General features: G+C 57.9%; 13 protein-coding genes, 1 pseudogene and 1 riboswitch. Of the genes and pseudogenes, 3 read left to right on the forward strand and 11 right to left on the reverse strand.

Features of this window, described 5'->3' with window-relative positions:
* The first annotated feature begins 19 nt into the window (after window positions 1–19).
* Both ELR57_RS08205 and ELR57_RS08210 read left to right on the forward strand, forming a co-directional pair.
* Entirely contained in the window at window positions 20–874 is an 855-nt protein-coding gene (locus ELR57_RS08205; protein ID WP_126958539.1) for a pseudouridine synthase, read from the forward strand.
* Window positions 871–1,662, forward strand: coding sequence for a Cof-type HAD-IIB family hydrolase (locus ELR57_RS08210; protein ID WP_126958540.1), 792 nt, complete (start codon window positions 871–873; stop codon window positions 1,660–1,662). Before ELR57_RS08205 ends, ELR57_RS08210 begins: the two co-directional genes overlap by 4 nt.
* Window positions 1,663–2,230: 568 nt before the next feature.
* On the opposite strand, the gene ELR57_RS08215 is transcribed toward ELR57_RS08210, so the two are convergent.
* The 11 genes and pseudogenes from ELR57_RS08215 to yyaC form a co-directional block, all read right to left on the reverse strand.
* A complete protein-coding gene (locus tag ELR57_RS08215; RefSeq protein ID WP_238162446.1) occupies window positions 2,231–3,805 on the reverse strand; it encodes an RsmB/NOP family class I SAM-dependent RNA methyltransferase in 1,575 nt (524 codons plus the stop codon).
* Window positions 3,806–4,547: 742 nt separating this feature from the next.
* Window positions 4,548–5,692 (reverse strand): annotated as a pseudogene (locus ELR57_RS08225) (IS3 family transposase).
* A gap of 426 nt (window positions 5,693–6,118) precedes the next feature.
* A complete protein-coding gene (locus ELR57_RS08235) occupies window positions 6,119–8,449 on the reverse strand; it encodes an O-antigen ligase family protein (RefSeq protein WP_126958543.1) in 2,331 nt (776 codons plus the stop codon).
* A gap of 370 nt (window positions 8,450–8,819) precedes the next feature.
* Window positions 8,820–9,533, reverse strand: a complete 714-nt coding sequence (locus tag ELR57_RS08240) for a PilZ domain-containing protein (RefSeq protein ID WP_126958544.1) — start codon at window positions 9,531–9,533, stop codon at window positions 8,820–8,822.
* Window positions 9,534–9,657: 124 nt separating this feature from the next.
* Window positions 9,658–9,745, reverse strand: a riboswitch (cyclic di-GMP riboswitch).
* A gap of 78 nt (window positions 9,746–9,823) precedes the next feature.
* The gene (locus ELR57_RS08245; RefSeq protein ID WP_126958545.1) at window positions 9,824–10,519 is read right to left on the reverse strand and encodes a GGDEF domain-containing protein; all 696 of its coding nucleotides are present in this window, start codon (window positions 10,517–10,519) and stop codon (window positions 9,824–9,826) included.
* Between the two features lie 57 nt (window positions 10,520–10,576).
* On the reverse strand, window positions 10,577–12,235 hold the full coding sequence (locus ELR57_RS08250) for a histidine kinase N-terminal 7TM domain-containing diguanylate cyclase (protein WP_126958546.1): 1,659 nt from the start codon (window positions 12,233–12,235) through the stop codon (window positions 10,577–10,579).
* Between the two features lie 108 nt (window positions 12,236–12,343).
* Complete coding sequence (locus tag ELR57_RS08255; RefSeq protein ID WP_126958547.1) at window positions 12,344–13,606, reverse strand: MDR family MFS transporter; 1,263 nt, start codon at window positions 13,604–13,606, stop codon at window positions 12,344–12,346.
* Between the two features lie 189 nt (window positions 13,607–13,795).
* On the reverse strand, window positions 13,796–15,019 hold the full coding sequence (locus ELR57_RS08260) for a class I SAM-dependent methyltransferase (protein ID WP_126958548.1): 1,224 nt from the start codon (window positions 15,017–15,019) through the stop codon (window positions 13,796–13,798).
* A complete protein-coding gene (locus ELR57_RS08265; RefSeq protein WP_126958549.1) occupies window positions 15,016–15,678 on the reverse strand; it encodes a DUF6483 family protein in 663 nt (220 codons plus the stop codon). Before ELR57_RS08265 ends, ELR57_RS08260 begins: the two co-directional genes overlap by 4 nt.
* Window positions 15,671–16,489 carry an alpha/beta fold hydrolase gene (locus tag ELR57_RS08270; protein ID WP_126958550.1) on the reverse strand — a complete coding sequence of 273 codons (819 nt, stop codon included), beginning with the start codon at window positions 16,487–16,489 and terminating at the stop codon, window positions 15,671–15,673. Before ELR57_RS08270 ends, ELR57_RS08265 begins: the two co-directional genes overlap by 8 nt.
* 16 nt (window positions 16,490–16,505) lie before the next feature.
* A complete protein-coding gene (gene yyaC / locus ELR57_RS08275) occupies window positions 16,506–17,075 on the reverse strand; it encodes a spore protease YyaC (RefSeq protein WP_126958551.1) in 570 nt (189 codons plus the stop codon).
* A gap of 184 nt (window positions 17,076–17,259) precedes the next feature.
* Here yyaC and ELR57_RS08280 point away from each other — a divergent pair, with 184 nt between their 5' ends.
* Window positions 17,260–17,640 (forward strand): hypothetical protein, encoded by a 381-nt coding sequence (locus ELR57_RS08280; protein WP_126958552.1) that lies wholly within the window; start codon window positions 17,260–17,262, stop codon window positions 17,638–17,640.
* The last annotated feature ends 146 nt before the right edge of the window (window positions 17,641–17,786 follow it).

A 17,786-nucleotide genomic window follows, 5' to 3' on the forward strand; every position in this document is an offset into this window, starting at 1 on the left:
AAGAGAAGCAGGTGAGGGCATGAAAAAAACAATTCGATTGGATAAGATGCTAGGCAACCTTGGCTATGGGACAAGAAGCGGCATCAAAGCTCTGGTCCGCCAGGGAGCGATTGCCGTGAACGGAGCGAGAGCGAAGGATCCCGGCATGCAGATCGATCCGGAAGCGGACGAGGTTGTCTTGGACGGGGAGAAGATCGTCTACCGCGATACCGTCTACGTGCTGCTGAACAAGCCGGCCGGCTACGTGTCGGCGACGGAGGATCGCCGGGACCGCGTCGTGCTGGAACTGCTGGATGAAGAAGTGAACGTGCTGTCTCCTTTTCCCGTCGGGCGGTTGGACAAGGATACCGAGGGGCTGCTGCTGCTCACCAATGACGGCAAGCTCTCGCATGAGCTGCTCTCTCCCCGCAAGCACGTCCCGAAGACGTACCAGGCTCTGGTGGAAGGCGCGGCCGGCGAGAACGACGTCGCTCTTTTCCAAGAAGGGGTCACCCTGGACGACGGCTACCGCACTCTTCCGGCCCTTCTGAGAATCGTATCGGTCGGACAAGCCGGGACGCTGCCGGATCATCCCGAAGCCGGGAAGGCGGCGGAGCGCATGAAGAAGGTGTCGGCGCTTCGAGGACCGGAGCTTCAAGCGGCGATCGACGCGGGAAGCCCTCTGAGCTGGATCGAGCTGACGATTCAGGAGGGCAAGTACCACCAGGTCAAGAGAATGTTCGAAGCCGTCGGCAAGAAAGTGCTGTACCTTCGCCGGGTGGCCATGGGGCCGCTCCCTCTGGACGAATCGCTGGAGGTCGGCGAGTGGCGGGAGTTAACGGAAGAAGAAGTGACCGCTTTGCGGGAATACCGGAAGGAGTCCGAGGGCCAATGAACTACCGGATTATCGCGCTTGACGTGGACGGAACGCTGATCGACGACCATCATGAATTGCGGCCAAGGGTGCGCGCGGCGGTGAGAGCCGCTGCCGAGCAAGGGGCGGAGATCGTCCTATGCACGGGAAGAGGGACCACGAGCACGCTGCCGATGCTGGAACAGCTGGGCTTGAACGGTACGGTCATCACGCACAACGGCGCATGCGTCGTCGACGGCCGGACGAGAGAGGTCCTGCACCAATCCGTCATTCCGGCTCAGGCGGTGGAGCGTTATCTCGCTTATTGCCGGGAGCGCGGCTATCATTTCGACATGAATACCGCCTTCGATCTGTATGTGGAGAGCTTGGACGAGACGATGGCGGCGGTGTATAAGCGAATTTTCGTGACGCCTATTCTCCGCGACGCTCTTGCCGAAGGGTTGCCGGAAGGAACTCTTAAGATTTCGATTTTTGCCCTGAAGGAACAATTGGACGAGTTGGAAAAGGATTGGGCGGAGTGGACGCACGACCTGCAGACGGTCAGAAGCGGAGACTTCTTCATGGACGTTCAGCCCCTGACGGCGTCGAAGGGGATCGCTCTTGAGAGGCTGGCCAAGCTTCGCGGGGTGCCCCGCGAGCAGATTCTCGCGATCGGCAATTATTTTAATGATATCGGAATGCTGACGTTCGCGGGCCACGGCGTGGCCGTCGCCAATTCTCCGGATGCCGTTAAGGAAGCGGCCGACGAGGTTACGGTATCGAATAATGAAGACGGAGTGGCGGTCGTGCTGGAGAGGCTGCTGGGGTAGCCGGAAATAGGTGGAAACGGCAGAAGGCTATTTCGGTTAAGGCGAATAACCGCAAAAAAATAAGCCAACCAGCTGACTGGTTGACCTCATTGCGATCCTGCGTATTTGGCGAAGGCTGCCCATAAGCGAGCTTATGGGACAGCCTTTTCTATTGGCACAAGTTCTGCTTCGTATCGGTTTCGTTCCGTGGGTTGCATCGAATAAGCATGGAACTTATTCGATGCGGCTAGAAATTAGTAGTACCCAGCTCTCAGAATGATGACAAGCAGGATGAACAGGACCAATACGAAAGCTGCGGATGCATAGGCGCCGCCGACAACACCGGACATGCAAACTCCTCCTTCATATGAAGTGTTGTTGGTTGCCGAAACGGGTGGCTAGCGTAGCTCGGAAGTAATGTCCCGTCATTCGGTCTACCCTATCATATGAGAATGCGGCACAGCGGATTGGACATTTGTCCCATGGCAGCTGATTTTGAGCAATTCGCCTAGTTGGGGCGGTGCCGCCGGTCGGACGGCCGACGGCGAGAGGCCCTTGCGGGCTGTTTGCCGGCAGCTGAAGATAACGATTAAGGCAACCGCAGCCCTTTGGGGAGGCGGTTTTTGAGTTGGCCGTCGCTCGCTTTAAACCAGCCGAGCGGCAGTCCCATGACCGTCAGCAAGCCCCAGCCTTTGACGGCGGGATCGGGAGCCGGGAGGCTCTCTCCGCGCAGGTAAGCCGCTGCCTCATGGCTGTCCGGAGCGTAATCCGCGCTTCTCGCGGCGTCCGTCGCGCAGGCGGCCATAGCGAGGGCGTGGCTGGGCTCGAAGCGTCCCTTGAGCACGTCGCCGAGATGAAGGCCCGGCCGAGGCGTGCGTAGCCCGGCTAGCGTATCGCTGCGGAGCGGACTGCCCGCGGGCGTGGGCAGCCAATAGAGCGCGTCGCCGAACAGAAGCGGCTCGCCGTCCGGGGAGAGGGCGAAGCCGGGCAGCGCTTCTCGCGCGAATTGCCGGAATAGCTCCATGGCCGCCGCTGGCGTTTGGGAGCTCGAAGCCGATGAATCGCTTCGCCGACCCTTCGAGGGTCGGCTCTTGGGCTTCGAACGCGATTCCTGAGCCTGAGGCCGGCTGGTTTCGTATTCGATATCGGTTGCGTTGACAGCCGTTGCCGCCCTCTCCAATACGGCGGCGTAGTGTCCTTCGCCTTCCAGTTGATGAGGCCACATGCGCTCTTCCTTCAGAAGAACGAAATCGGGATGCTCGCTCAAGAACCAGGCGATCGTCTCTTCGTTCTCCGCGCGATTGAACGTGCACGTCGAGTACACCAGCCTTCCTCCCCGCTTCAGCATCCGCGCGGCGTCGGGCAGGATCGAGCGCTGGCGGCCGACGCAGACGTCCACCGCTGCCGGCGACCATTCCGCGACGGCTCCGTCGTCCTTGCGGAACATACCTTCGCCCGAGCAGGGAGCGTCCAGCATGATGCGGTCGAACGCCTCCGGCCATCGCGTGGAGAGCTCGTCCGGCGCCGCATTCGTCACGACGGCGTTGCGGATGCCCATCCGCTCGACGTTCTCGGCCAGGATCTTCGCCCGACCCGCGTGAATCTCGTTCGCGACGAGCAGCCCTCGCCCGGCAAGCTTGCCGGCGATCTGGGTTGTTTTGCCGCCGGGGGCCGCAGCCAGGTCGAGCACGAGCTCGCCGGGCTGAGGATCGAGCAGCTCCGCGGCGATCATGGCCGACGGCTCTTGGATATAGAGGAGTCCCGCCGCATGGAAAGGATGCTTGCCCGGGCGAGTGCTCTCCTCGTAATAATATCCGGTTCCGCACCAGGGCACCGGCTTCAGCCGGAACAATTCCTTCGCAGCTTCTGCGGCAGGGTGAGCGCGCGTTCCATAGACGTTCGAGTCAGTGCGGCGGGAGTCGGCATCGGAATCGGCGTCGGCTTGCTGATTATCGGGAAAATGAGGAGCGGATGGGCTGTTTTCGGATGGAATGGCGGTTCCAAGAGGAAGGTCAGCCTCCGTCTCGCTCGTACAGTCGGTCTTCAACGGGTTCAGTCGCAGGCCGTACGTTCTCGGCGAATCATAGCTCCTTAGGAAAGCGTCGGCTTCCCCGCCCAACTGCTGCTTGATTCGTTCGACGTAGGCTGCAGGCAACGATGTCATGCGGACAATCTCCTCCGGTAAACTAAATAATGCTTACCAGTATACACGAAGCGGCTAGGCGGGGGAAATAAGCGGAGGCAACCGGTAGGAGTTCGATAAGGCGGGAGGCGACGTTATTGCGAAAATCGCATTAACTCGTCGCAGAAAGGCGCGGATAGATGGCCTATTGGGAAAATCATAAAAACTCGAGCTAGTAGGAGGATGTAGGTGGGCCGTTATTGAACAAAGTTCAATAACTAGGTCAAAGAGGAGCGAGAAACGGGGGCGTTATTGAACAAAGTTCAATAACTCGGTCAAAAAGGAGCGGGGAACGGGGGCGTTATTGAACAAAGTTCAATAACTCACATATGTAGCGCACGGAGAGGGAGATAGTCGAAAAAATCGACTACCGGAGCGCCGAACGGGCTGCAGAGGAGGGAGATAGTCGAAAAAATCGACTACCGGAGCGCCGAACGGGCTGTAGAGGAGGTAGATAGTCGAAAAAATCGACTACCGGAGCGCCGAACGGGCTGTAGAGGAGGTAGATAGTCGAAAAAATCGACTATCGGAGCGCCAAACGGGCTGCAGAGGAAGGAGATAGCCGAATAAATCGACTATCGGAGCGCCGAACGGGCTGCAGAGGAGGGAGATAGCCGAATAAATCGACTATCGGAGCGCCGAACGGGCTGCAGAGGAGGGAGATAGCGTCCCCAAACAAGAAAACCGTTCAAACTGTACCTCTGTCAAGAAAGTGGACACAACTTTACGCTCCCTGGAGTTGCTCGTAGTACTTTTTCTCGCAAGCATGTGGAGTTAAGTAGCTAATGGTCGAGTGGATGCGAATGCGGTTGTACTCTAACTCGATGTACTCGTAAATGGCATCATAGGCTTGTTTACGAGTTCTAAATTTGGTTTGGTAAATGAGCTCTTTCTTTATCACACTATGAAATGCCTCAATACAGGCATTGTCATAGCAATTCCCTTTTCGGCTCATGCTGCCTATCATGTTGTTTTTCGTTAACCGTTCCCGGTACTCTGCTGAGGCATACTGAGAGCCGCGATCCGAATGGTGGATAAGGCCTGCAGCTGGCTTTTGACGCTCACAGGCCTTATCGAAAGCTTCAAGTACAAGTTCCTTGGTCATCCGCTCTCCAAGCGCCCAGCCCACGATCTTTCGAGAGTAAAGATCCATTACGCTGGCAAGATAGACCCAACCTTGAAGAGTGGCAATGTAGGTAATATCCGTTACCCATACTTTGTTCGGCGCCTGCACCTTAAAGCCACGGTTCAGCACGTTCTCATAAACCGGTTGGTTATGGTTGGAGTTCGTGGTTGCTTTGTATTTCTTCACCGTGCAGGAACGTAGTCCCATTTCCTTCATCAGGTTGGCGACGGTCTTTGGCGCAACAACATCGCCCTCTTCACGCAATTTAGCCGCGATTTTATCGCTGCCATATCGTCTTTTAAAGGCGTAGAAGTGATGCTGAATTCGCTTCATACGCTTCTTGCGAAGCTTCTCTTGATCGCTTGGTTTACGATTTACCCACTTATAGTAGCCGCTTCGGGAAACACCCATGACAGCGCACATCTTCTCGACACGAAACTGGAAGCGGTATTTGCGAATGAACGCGTAAATCAGTTTCGGCTTTTGGTGAAGAAGTGCATCGCCTTTTTTAAGATCTCGAGTTCCTCCTGCAACTCGCGGTTTTGTTCTTCAAGCTTTTTCAGCTTTTCATAATCAACAAACACCTGCGATTTTTCTCCGGCATTAGCAAACTTTTTTCTCCATGCACGAATGCTGCTTACGGGAATGTCCAGCTCTTTAGAAACTTCAGCTGGTGTTTTACCGTTCTCTTGCATGTGTTTAATCGTTTGACGCTTAAACTCATCATCAAAATGCTGACGGATATCGCCCATGACACACCTCGACCTTTTTAGTGATTTTATTGTAGCAGGTCGCTGTTACAGCGTGTCTACTTTCTAGACTACATCCACTGCGCGCTCCGTTAGTCGATTTTTCCCACTATTTCGGCCTCCGGACACCCTCTGCGCACTCCGTTAGTCGATTTTTCCCACTATCTCGGCCTCCGGACACCCTCTGCGCGCTCCGTTAGTCGATTTTTCCCACTATCTCGGCCTCCGGACACCCTCTGCGCGCTCCGTTAGTCGATTTTTCCGACTATCTCGGACTCCGAACCCCCTCTGCGCGCTCCGTTAGTCGATTTTTTCGACTACTCGGACTCCGAACCCCCTCTGCGCACTCCGTTAGTCGATTTTTCCCACTATCTCGGCCTCCAAAGCCGCTATTTGCGTTCCGTTAGTCGATTTTTTGGACTATATGTTTAGAGCAGCGAGCTTCTCCCTCGCCAGACGGCTCCACTCCTCGGAGCTCTCGCTCTCGACTTCCCGCAGGAGCTGGGCCGCCTCCTCCTGCCTGCCGCGCAGCAGCATGGCGCTTGCCGCGTTATACTTGGCCGAGCTGAACAACGCTTGGTCCTTGTCGTCCCACGGGTTGCTCTTGCCCTTGTAGGTCGTGCGATATAGCTCGCGATACCCTTCGAACATGTCGATGGCAGCGTCGGCCGCGACGGCGGAGCGGTCGGTGCTGCCCGCCGCGGCGTAGCGCTCGGCCAAGACCGCCGTGCGCGCGATGGCGGCGTTCTGCGCCTCGCGGTCGAAGCGGTCGAGCCGCAGCGCTTCGCGCAAGTGCGCGGCCGCGGCCGCGGGCTCCGCCAGCTCGGCATAGGCCATGCCGAGCTGAAACTCCAGCGCCGGGTATTGCGGATCATACCGCAATCCCCGCGCCAACAGCTCTACCCTCTCCTGCGCCGGCAGGAGAGGGGCGAGCTCCAGCCGAACCCGGCTCCATGCCGGGTTCGATGCCAGAGCCGCGCGCAGCCCCGCCTCGCGCGCGGAAGGCGCCGCCGCGAGCGCGGAATCGCGCTCGCTCGCGGCGTCCAGGCTTCGCCACGCCGCAGGCAGCGCGGCGGCGGCGGCAACCAGCAGCAGCGCGGCGATCAGCGCGCTGGCTCCCCGCGCTTTGCGGCCGGATGAACCCGGCTGCGAAGCGCTTCCCTTGTTCGAGAAGGGCCACGATGGATCGGAGCGCGGTGAAGCATTTGACGGATCCGGGTCCGGCTCCGTGTTCAAAGGAGAATACGAATTTTCATCCTTCTTCAAGCTCGGGTCCCCTGCTTCCTCATCCGTACGAATCGTTTTCGCCTCTTCGCTCTCTCGCATCTGCAAAGCGAACCAGAACAGAAGCAAGAGCCAGACGAAGCCGAACGCCCAGTCGAAATCGACGGCGGAATGGGCGAGCAGCAGCGCGGCTGGCGGCCATGCGGCCGAAGGCCGAACCCGCAGCTTGAACAGGAAATAAAACAGCATGCCGAGCAGCAGCAGGATCCCGACCAGCCCCGTGTCGATCAGGATCTCCAGATAGCCGCTGTGGACTTCATTGCCGATATAGGGAACGTTCTTGTATTGTCCGACGAGCATTCGCCAGCTCTCTCCCCCGGCACCCACCCAAGGCCGATCGTTGAACATCCGCAGCGCGTCGGCATAATACAGCTGTCTGGCCGAGGCGGTCTCGTAATGCCCGTCCAGCCTGGCTCCGCCCGTCTCTCCCTGGGCTAGAAGCAGATAAGCTGCCGCGCAGCCAAGCGCCAGCAGGATCGCCCCCCACAGAGGCGACGCGAGCGAGAAACGCTTGTTTCTCGGAACCAGCCGAACCCTTCCGCTAGAGTCGAAGCTGTGCCAATAACGCTCCGCTTCCCGCCGAAGCGCCTCCAGCAGCAAGGCACCTAGGCAAGCGGCTCCAGCCAGCATCCAGATTCCGTTCCCGGGCTCTCCGCTTCGCATCGTTTGGAACGCCGTGCTAGCTGCAAGCGAAGCCAAGCCAAGGGAGATTCCCGCCGTTGCCAAGCCATAGCCGAGCTTCATTCTCCCTCCGAACAGCAAACCGAGCAGGAAAGCCCCCAGCAAAGCGATAGTCGCTCCTCTCGATTCGGTCAGGAGCAAGGCGGCAAGCGACGGGACAAGCAGCAGCGACGCCGTTCGGGATATCCGCCGATGGCTTGAAGTCAGAAGCTGCCACTCGATCACAACGATAAAAGCCGCGACGGCCCCGAAAGCATTCGGGTACTGCAGGAAGCCGGCGAGCCGCGCCCCAGTCGCAGCCAGCGCCGCCTGATCGGAACGGAACACCAGGCCGTCAACGTCGATCCAGCCGAACCAACCGATCCAGGAGCCGAGAATCAGAACGGAGAAGGTTGCCTGCAGGGCGATCCATGCAGCCTGCCGATTGCGGGCAGCAGACAGGTAGACCGCTAGCAGCACGGTCCAGGATCCATAAGCCGTCCAGCGAATGAAAGAGTCCATCGTTCCTTTCCAACTGACCGGATCCAGCAGGAGATGCAAGCCGTAAGCCGCTCCAATCGCGAAGGGGAGCAGCGCCCAACCCGGAATGATCCTCTGCCGTCGCCGCCATCCCAGGATAGCGCCGCCAATTCCGACGAGTGCCGCCAAGGCAAGCAGGAGGATCTCTACCGGGTAGATGTCCGCTTCGAAGTACATGCCTTGACGCAGCGCGGCGTCGATCAAGATCCATGCGACAGCCGCCCCTCCGGCCCATGCAACCGCTATGTTCCACGACTTGCTTCTCATAGACGCACACTTCTCCGATTCTTAGAATTCCAATTATTTTCCAAGCATATCCTCTAAGCTTAGACTGAACGGCAAAACAAGGCAAGAGGCGCCGCTCCTACCCGCCTATAAAGACAGTTCATTCCGGCATCTGGATGTTTGATTTCACGTTCATTAGTCCAAGCGCTTAACCCCGGCTCTAAGCCAAAAAAGCCCTCCATCCAACCGGACAGAGAGCGTTAATTGCGGATCGTTGGTGTTTGCCGTTCGTTATTACCGTTCTTCGTTCTGTTGCTGTCGTGATCGCCTATTGTTATTACCGTTCTTCGTTCTGTTGCCGTTCGTGATCGCCTTATGTTACGCCGTTCTTCGTTCTGTTGCCGTTCGCACCCTATTTGCCGTTCGCCCCGCGTTTGCGCCCCTCCGCGCTCCGGGCTTGGATATTGAGTTCCACCTGGTTCCGGAGAATAAAGGCTCTCAGCGGACGGAGCATCTCCGTATCAACCGCCTTCATGCGGAAGCCGTAATGAATCTCATCGAGAAGGCGTTCCCGGCGGACGACTTCAAGGTCGCAAGCGAACGGGAACCCGAGGTGGAGAACGGCGCCGATCCGGCTGACCTGCTTCATCTCCTCGTGCGGCGGCATGACGAGGCCCACGCCACCCAAGCTGATATCCCGCAATTTAGCCTCCAGCGGCGTACTCAGCGTTCGAACTTCCCCGTCGTCCCGGACCAACCGGATGATCTGGGCTTCTCCGGAAGCTTCCACGCGGAAAAACTCTCTTTTCTCCTGGAATCTCTGGCTGACGGCCGGAGGCTGAATGATGGCGATCGCCCCGTCGTACTTCGCGAAGACGATGGAGTGGAACGATTGAATGCCTGCGGGAGAGTATACCGTCAGCTTGACGCTCTCGCCAAGCTCGAACAGCTCGAACTCGTTAAGCTCGATCTCGAACAATTCCCCCTCCGCCCGCGTCATGATTCCCGTCGACACGAAGTTCTGCTTCTCCACGACCGTTCGGCAATGCAGCAGCGTTTTCAGAGAGATCGCATCCCTATCCGGGGCTAGCGCTGCCCTGCGATTGTTAGCTTCTTCTTGACCCATCGGGATCTACACCCTCTCCTTGGCCACTCGCCGCGAATAACCCGTAAGAAGCCATGAAAAAAGGCGGCCTCCACATGGAAGCAGCCCGGAACCGACTCTATAGCCTCTATGAAGAAGCGAAACCTTCGGCGGCCAGGCTGTCATTGTTCTCGCGAACGTTAGACCCTTTAGCTTTGCGTCCTTGCCTTTCGACAAGTTTGCCATTAACGTATTTCTTTGTCATTACGCTAACTATAGCATGTTTGGCCAAAATGAGGTAGATGAAGCTCGTCCATTCGATCGAGCGGATGCTAGGCGTTCATTCTCCGTGCAGGAGGAGCCGTCTCGACTTGCTTGATCGTGCTCTTGTTCTCGTACATCTTCCGATCGGCGCAAGCCACTAGTTGGGATAGCAGCTTGCCGTCGTCCGGGAAGACGGCGGAACCGATGGAGACCGACAATCGCTTGTTCTCCTGTTGGGAGAGCGCCTCGAGCTTGGCTTGGATCTCCAGGTGCAGGCTGCTCATCGCCCCGCGTTCCGCGTATGGACTCAAGAGGATGAACTCGTCGCCGCCCCATCGTCCGATAATCTCGCCGCGGTCCGTCCGTCCCTTAAGAACGTCGACGATCCTGTTCAGCACGTGATCCCCTGCGATATGACCGTATGTATCGTTGATGACTTTAAAGTCGTTCACGTCGATGAGAGTTACCGTCATCTTCTTGCTTCTGCCCAGAGCCTGTTCGGAGAGACGCGGGAAGCACTCTTCGATGAATCGCCGGTTATAGGCGCAGGTCAGGCTGTCCCGTACGGATCTCTCCTTGAGATGATCAAACTTCTGTCCCAAGTACCAGCCTAACGGAAGCAGGGTCAAGAGGAAGCCGATACCTGAGGAGGCGACGAAGAGCTCATGCCCGGTCCAACCCGAGCCAGCGGCGGCAAGCCCGACGGCAGCCGCGCTGATAAGAAGTCCAAGACTTAATCCCACGTAACGTCCCGATCGCTCCAACCTCGCCCCTCCTCTCCATGCAAACTTTTGTTAAGACACAGTATATCAATATTCGAACTAAGAGGCCACTACAATACAATTCCTGCCCTGGTTCTTCGCCTCATAGAGCGCCGTATCCACTTGAGAGAAGATAAACCTCAAATATTCCTTTACGTCCCTGATCGGAGTATCGAACGATTCCTCGGTGAACGTCCCCATGCTGATCGTGATTCCCGTCTTCTCCTTGCCGGTATCGACCTCGATCTCGGTCACGGCCCTCAGAATCCGCTCCGCTAGAACCTCCGCTTGCTCCCGGTTCGTATGAGGCAGGTAGATCGTGAACTCTTCTCCGCCGTATCGGGCCAGAATATCCGTCTTGCGAAGGGTGCCGCGCACGGTATCCACCGTCTTGCAGATCACTTCATCCCCGATGAGATGCCCGTATCGATCGTTGAAGAGCTTGAAGTGGTCGATGTCGAAAAGAAAGATGGAGAACGGCGTTTGGTAGCGATGGTTCAGCATGACCTCGTGCTCGAGCTGCTGCATAAGGAACCTGCGGTTGTAGCAGCCGGTCAGGCCGTCGGTGATCGCCATCTGCTCCAGCTTCTGGTTGACGCGGAAGAGCTCTTCCTGGATCAGGATCAGCTCCAGATTCCTCTCGTGCAGCGCTTCGTTCTTGCGGTTCATATCGTCCACATGCTTGCGCTGCTCGGTCACGTCCTGGAAGGTTATGACTTTCGCCAGCACGGACTTCATATCGTCGAGAACGGGCGAGATCTGAATCGATACGTACCTTCCGTCCCTCCATGAGATCTCCGTCTGCTGGCGAACGTACGGGGTGTTGCGGTAACGATATAGAAACTCGCGGACTTCTTCCTGATCCTCGACCGCGGAGAGGAACTTGTCCATCTCGAAGACGTCTTTCTTGGCGACCAGGGCGAACGGCTCGGTTCCCCGATTCACTTCGATCACCCGGTTGCTCTCGTCGACGACGATGATTCCCATGCTCATATGGTCGATGATGTCTTTCTGCGCCATGCTGAGCACGTCGAACATCCCGTAACGCGAGATCACCACCACAAAGCACAAATCCGAGAGCAGGATCCCGACCGACATCAATCCCGAAATAATCGGCAGCCTGTCCTGCAGAACCACGTTCAAGAGCATGTCCAGGACCGCGAACACGGTCAAGACGAGCATCCCGAACAAGGTAAGCATCATCTGCTTCCGCCTCTTGACGGAATGGTCGTTCCTCATGGTGTAGTACATGCTGAACAGGGTGACGGAGAGATAGATGAATTGGATCAAAGCCAGCAGCCAGAACATCGGCCCGTACTGGCGTTCGGCGAAGTGCTCGTTCTCCGATACGAAGAACAAACCGTTCGGATTCCAGACGACAGCGATTATGCTGATCAGAGAAGGAAGGAGGGCGCCCGCAATCCTTGGCTTCGTAAGCCAAGCGGTACGCTGCGTTAGGAACAAGACGAAGAACAGCCAACTGACGCCTATCAAAGCGATGGAGACGAAAGAAACCTTAACGAATATCCGTTGAACGTCCGTTCTCTCGGCGATGGATACGATGTACTGGCCAAGCGGCCAAAGCATCATAATAGAATGAAAAGCCAAATACACCTTGTGAGTCTTAGTGATTTGGCTAACAGAGATGACTATGATGAGTAGAAGAAGCAAGCAAAGGAAAATAAACAAGTCAGGTCGAAGTAGTCCCAAAGCATTCACCCTTCGATTCTATTCCCCCGGAAATATATGGGACTTAATTCCTTTATTCTAGCATACCGTTGTTTTTTTCGACAACAACTTTCTAGCATTTTCTTCCTATCCCGTTCGTCATGCCTTCGCTTTTCTTCCAAGCTCCCGCGGCGCCGTTCCCATTCGGTTGCGGCGAGCAAGCACGCTTTCCCCCATTCGATAGAACAGGACGGAAGACAAGGCGACGAAAGCCATCGATACGAACATGACCGTGCCGTTGTACCTACTCAGCAACAAACCGCCGACCCACGGTCCGATAAAATGGCCGAGGCTGCTGAACGATTGGGCTCCGTAGTAAGCTCCCCTCATTTTCTCCGGGGCGATCTTGTCCGTTAGCAAAGCCCCTGCCGGGAAGGTGAGAATCTCTCCGAACGTGAAGACGGCCATCGACAAGAGGAAGAACAACCAATTCTCGGATAAACCGAACCCGACGTTGCCCAGCGCGTACATGAGCGTGCCGACGGCGATCGCGGTAAGCGGCGTCCTCTTCTCGGCCCATCGGCTGAAGGGCACCTGCAGCACGACGACGATGATGGCGTTCACGCTGGTCATTACCGCGAAGAGAGTTACCCCATCCTCGAACTTGCCTCCTACGTATTGGGACAAGGTCGCCGTCATCTGGGAATAGCTGATCGCCGTCACGATTCCCCCAAGCAGATAATACCGAAGGACAAGATCGCTTCGGACGACGTTCCAGACCTTAAGGAAGGTCTGGTCCTTCTTCTTCTCGACTTCGATCTGGCGGATGCCGAACTTGTTCAGCAGCAAATAAAGTGAGAAGGCATAGGCAAAATAAGTGCCGCTCGTGATCGAGAAAGCCAGAGAGCTGTTCACCGCGGCGAAGAGCGCGCCGAGCAGCGGCCCTACCGTCACGCCGATATTGATGGCCAGATAACGAAGGGAGAACACCCGCATGCGCTTCTCCTTCCCCGTCAGATCCGCCATCAAGGCTTGGGACACCGGTTCATAGAAGGAGCGGCACAAGCCGTTAAGAAGGCTGAGGAGGAAAAAGAGCAGAACATTCTGGGCGGTCGCGAATCCCGCGAAGACGACGCCCCAGCCGAGCAAAGCTCCGAGCATGATCTTGCGGCGGCCGAATAGGTCCGACAGCGTCCCGCCGACGAAGCCTCCGAACGTTCCCGCAAGCGAGCCCGCGCCGATGATAAACCCGATCATGACCGCGCTGAGGTCGGTCGTCCGGGTCAAGTGGATCGCGAGGAACGGAAGGCTCATCGAAGACGCCATTCTCGCCAGAATCGTGCCGAGCAGCAAGGAATGAACGATCGGATGATAGGAACCGCGGAAATGAAGGAACTGCCTGTACAACGATTGAAGTCTCATGATCTCCCTCATCTCCTTTTTGAGTTGTTTCGTTAGATGAAACTAAGTTTCATTTTACACCAAATTTACACTTCCTATCATAGCGAATATCCGTTCGGATTACTAGTTAAAATTCCCTAAACGGAAAAAGAAAAAGATCCCTCTCCTAAAGGCAGGAGAGAGAACTTTGTAAGGGAGCGACAATTCGGTTTAAAGGCGAGCCAGGAGCTTCGCCAGATCGCCTTGGGCGTGCTTCTCCATATAAGGAGACAGATCCAGGAACGCCTTCAGCTCCTCGTACTCGCGCAGCGCTTCCGGCTTGGGAGGCTGACCGCTCCGCACGGCCCGGATGAGCAGGTTCTTGGGCGTATTCTCGAGATCGATGAACTCCAGCATCTGCACCTTGTAGCCGGCGAGCTCCAGAAGCTGGGCCCTTACCGCGTCCGTGACCAGCGCCGAGAACCTCTCCTTGAGAATGCCGTGCTTCAGCAGCGGCTTCAGAATCGGCTGCTTGATCTGCCCGAACAGCTCATGCTGGCAGCAAGGGACGGACAGCACGACCTCCGCTTCCCAGCCGATCGCCTGCAGCAGCGCCGCATCGGTTGCCGTATCGCACGCATGCAAGGTGACCACCATATCGACCTTGGTCGACTCCGCGTACTTGGAAATATCGCCGACCGCGAACGTCAAACGCTCCCAGCCCAGCCGCTTCGCAAGAGCGGAGCATGTCTCGATCACGTCCGTTTTCAGATCGAGGCCGAAGATGCGCACGTCCCGCTTCTCCTTGATCGCAAGGAGGTGATAAAGCGCAAAGGTAAGGTACGACTTCCCGCAGCCGAAATCGACGATCCGAAGCTCCCGTTCCCGCGGCAACGAATCCAGCGTGTCCGATACCATCTCGAGGAAGCGGTTGATCTGCCGGAACTTGTCGTACTTCGCTTTGACGACGCGCCCTTCGGGCGTCATGACGCCCAGCTCGATCAGGAACGGCACCGGCTCGCCCTCCGGCAAGACGTACGATTTCGTCTTGTTGTGGGAAGGCGCGGATGCGTTCTTGGCGGTAGGCGCATTGCGAAGCAGGGCGGGCTTGCCCTTCTTGCTGATCAGCACCTGCACGTCCGCTTCGGCCGTCTTGAACAGCGCTTGCCGGAATTCGCTCTCCAGCAGGCGGGCAATCTCCACGGCCGCTTCCTCCCGCGCGAGGTTGCTGTGCAGCGCCTTGGCGCCCACCAATCGTTCGAACTGGTAGCGCAGCCCTTCCTTCAGCTTCACGGGGCGCACCGTCACCTTGCGCGGAGCGTCCTCTCCCTTGTTCCTCTGCTGGCTGAACGTGGCTTGGAGGAGACGCTCCCCCGACACCGTCTCCCGGATGAACGCCGTCAGCTCTTCCCGCTTGTCCGCGCTCTCTTGATTAAGTCTATTCTCTTGATTCATCGTACCGTCTCTCCCGCTAGCAAATTCCATTGGGCCCTGCCTTCCAGGAGCTCTTCCCTCGGAAGGCCTCCGGCCTCCAGATCGCCATCCTCCAGCTCAGCCAGCCGGTCGTAGAAGGCCAAGCCCTCTTCTAAGCTAGCTCCTCCCGACTCCCGCAGCTCATAGAGCAAATCCTCCGCATCCGCAAGCTTAAGCTCGCTCTCGTACCACTGCCAGAGAGAGCGCTTGGTCTCCGCCATTCGTTCGTAGGGCTCCGTGCGTTCGATCAGCTCGGCCGCTCTGCGTTCCAGCTCGAAGCCTTTGATCGGCCCGTTCAACCGCAGGACGTATAAAATGAGCCGGAGCGCTTTCTCGTAGCGGGCCAGCGTATCGTGAACCTGGCCCTGCTGCTCGAGAATCTCGCCTTCCTCCTGGAGGAATACGGCGATCATGGCGACGGACTCCATGTTCGGCTGGCCGCCTACGCTGAGCATCTGCAGCAGATCCTCGTCCGAGAGGCCGAGCGCCAGCTTCGTCCGCATTCGCAGCTCCTTGTTCAGGAACTCGTCGATGAGAGCCAGAGCCTCGTCGTTCTTCCTCTGTTCCTTCAGCCCCATCAGCTGGCCCATCATCGTCGTCATCTGGGAGATGAGCCTCATCAAGTAGTCGCGGTTATACATGAGGCCCCTTGCCTCTCGCCTCCATCGCCCGGTCGACGTACTCCACGATAGTCTGCGCGAAGGCTAACGGTTTCTCCAGCATGCCCATATGGCCGGACTGGGGAAGCGTCACTTGGGTAATCAACGGGCCGCTTGCCGGGAACCTCTTCGCCGGTCCGATGACCTCGTCCGCTTCGCCCGCAAGCAGCAAGACCGGAACCGCCGTCTGCTCCAGCACGCTCGTGCGGTCGGGGCGTTCCTTCATGCCCAAGGCTCCTCCGATGGCGCCCAGGGGAGAAGTGCGATAGCCGATCTCGCGGGCGAAATCCAGCTTCTCCGGCATCGTGCTCCGATGCTCCGCCGCGAACAGCTTCGGGATCAGGTCGTTGATATGGCCCGTTATCCCTTCTTCGGCCACCCGCTTGGCGACCTTCTCGCGCCCGGCCCGTCCAGCCTCGTCGTCCGGATAAGAAGTGGAGTGCAGAAGCCCGAAGCCGAGCAGCCGGTTCGGATGCTTCTCCGCTAGAGCAAGCGCGGCATAGCCGCCCATGGAATGCCCGAGAACGAAGGCGCGTTCGATTCCCAGCTCGTCCAGCAGATCGACGACATCCTGGGCGAGCCGGTCCATCGAATACGCGCCTTCCGTCGCGCCCGATTCGCCGTGGCCCCGGCAATCCGGCGCGATGACCCGGAATCTCCAAGCCAGGAGCGGAATGACCTCATCGAAGTAACGGCTGTCTCCGCAGTATCCGTGCAGGAGGACAACCGGAATTCCTTGCCCTTCGTCGGCGTAAGAGATCTTGAGCTGATCCTTGCTCAATATGGATGGCATAAAGTCACGTCCCTTCCTATTGGTTGGTTCTATTGTAACGAATCGTCCTCCACGAACACAAATGATCGTTCATGCCCCAAGCGAGGGCCGCCGCGTCCGCGATCTCCTCCGCCATCCGGAGAACCCGGAGGAGCGGCGTCGTCTGCAGCGTCCAATGCGGCTTCGGCCCGTTGGCGTTCACTACCGCGGCGACGCTGAAGGAGCCGACGGGCGGAAAGCTTCCTCTCACCGATCTCGCCGGCTGAAGCGGCCCTTCGGCGAGCAGATAGCGGCCGACGCTCTCCGGCCTTCCGAGGCAGGCATCGATCGCGATAACCGGAGCTTCCGGAGGGAGCGACTTCAACGCTCTGGGCAAATAATCGGCGTCGCAGGGCTCTTCAAGCGTTCCGATCACGCGGCCGAAGCCTCTCTCCTGCAGCATCGTGCCGACCCAAGGGCCGAGGCTGTCCCCGGTCGACCGGTCGGTTCCGATACAGAGGAAGCGGATCTCGCCTGCGTCGTGCCGGGATGCCGCAAGGCGAAAGAAAGCCTCCAAGGAAGCGGCCTCTTCCGTCCGCCGGTAGTCGGAGTAATACGAGTTGGGCATGCGGGTTGCGGCTCCTTTCCAAGCGCTATGGCTTGCTCGATTCGTCTTGCATAAGGATGTCATTCAAAAAAAGGCCATTAGCCAGCCGATGGAAGCCCCACTCGCATGGACATGCGGCACATAGGATAAAGCTAGAGGACTGGTATGCACTCCGACTCCGACTCTTGAACGGGAGGTATGCGCCATGGGCGGTTGCTCCATCGGTCAGGTCTATATCGTCAACAACGGGGGCACGATTATTTTCGGCAATGTCCAGAATGCGGGCGGAAGCGGAACATCGTCGAGCTCCGCGAGCGAGACTGGCGGAAGCGGCGCGTCCGCCGAGGCTGGCGGCGCCAATGGACACGGCGAGTCCGCTCCGGGCGGCGCCGCTGCCGGCAGCGGCGCTTCGGGCAGGAGCACCGGCTCCGGCGCAAGGAACGGCGCGAATAGGAGCTATGGCGCCGGCGGGATCGACGGCGCGAACGGCAGCCATCGCTCGAGCAAAAGCCAAGGCTCGCACGGGAGCGGCGGCGTAAAATGGATCTGCAGCCCGAGCAGCTCTAAAGGCTCGGCGTCGGATTGATGCGGCAGTAGGATGCATCCTACGGCTTTCTTCTTCCCATGGCTACTACGATAACAAAAGATGCCCCATCCGCCAACTCGCCCCCTTCGCCAAGTTTCCTGGTTTCGAGCGATGCGGCGGTTATGGTACAATGGGCATCACTAAGC

The sequence above is a fragment of the Cohnella sp. AR92 genome (genome assembly GCF_003990975.1).
Classification (GTDB): domain Bacteria; phylum Bacillota; class Bacilli; order Paenibacillales; family Paenibacillaceae; genus Cohnella.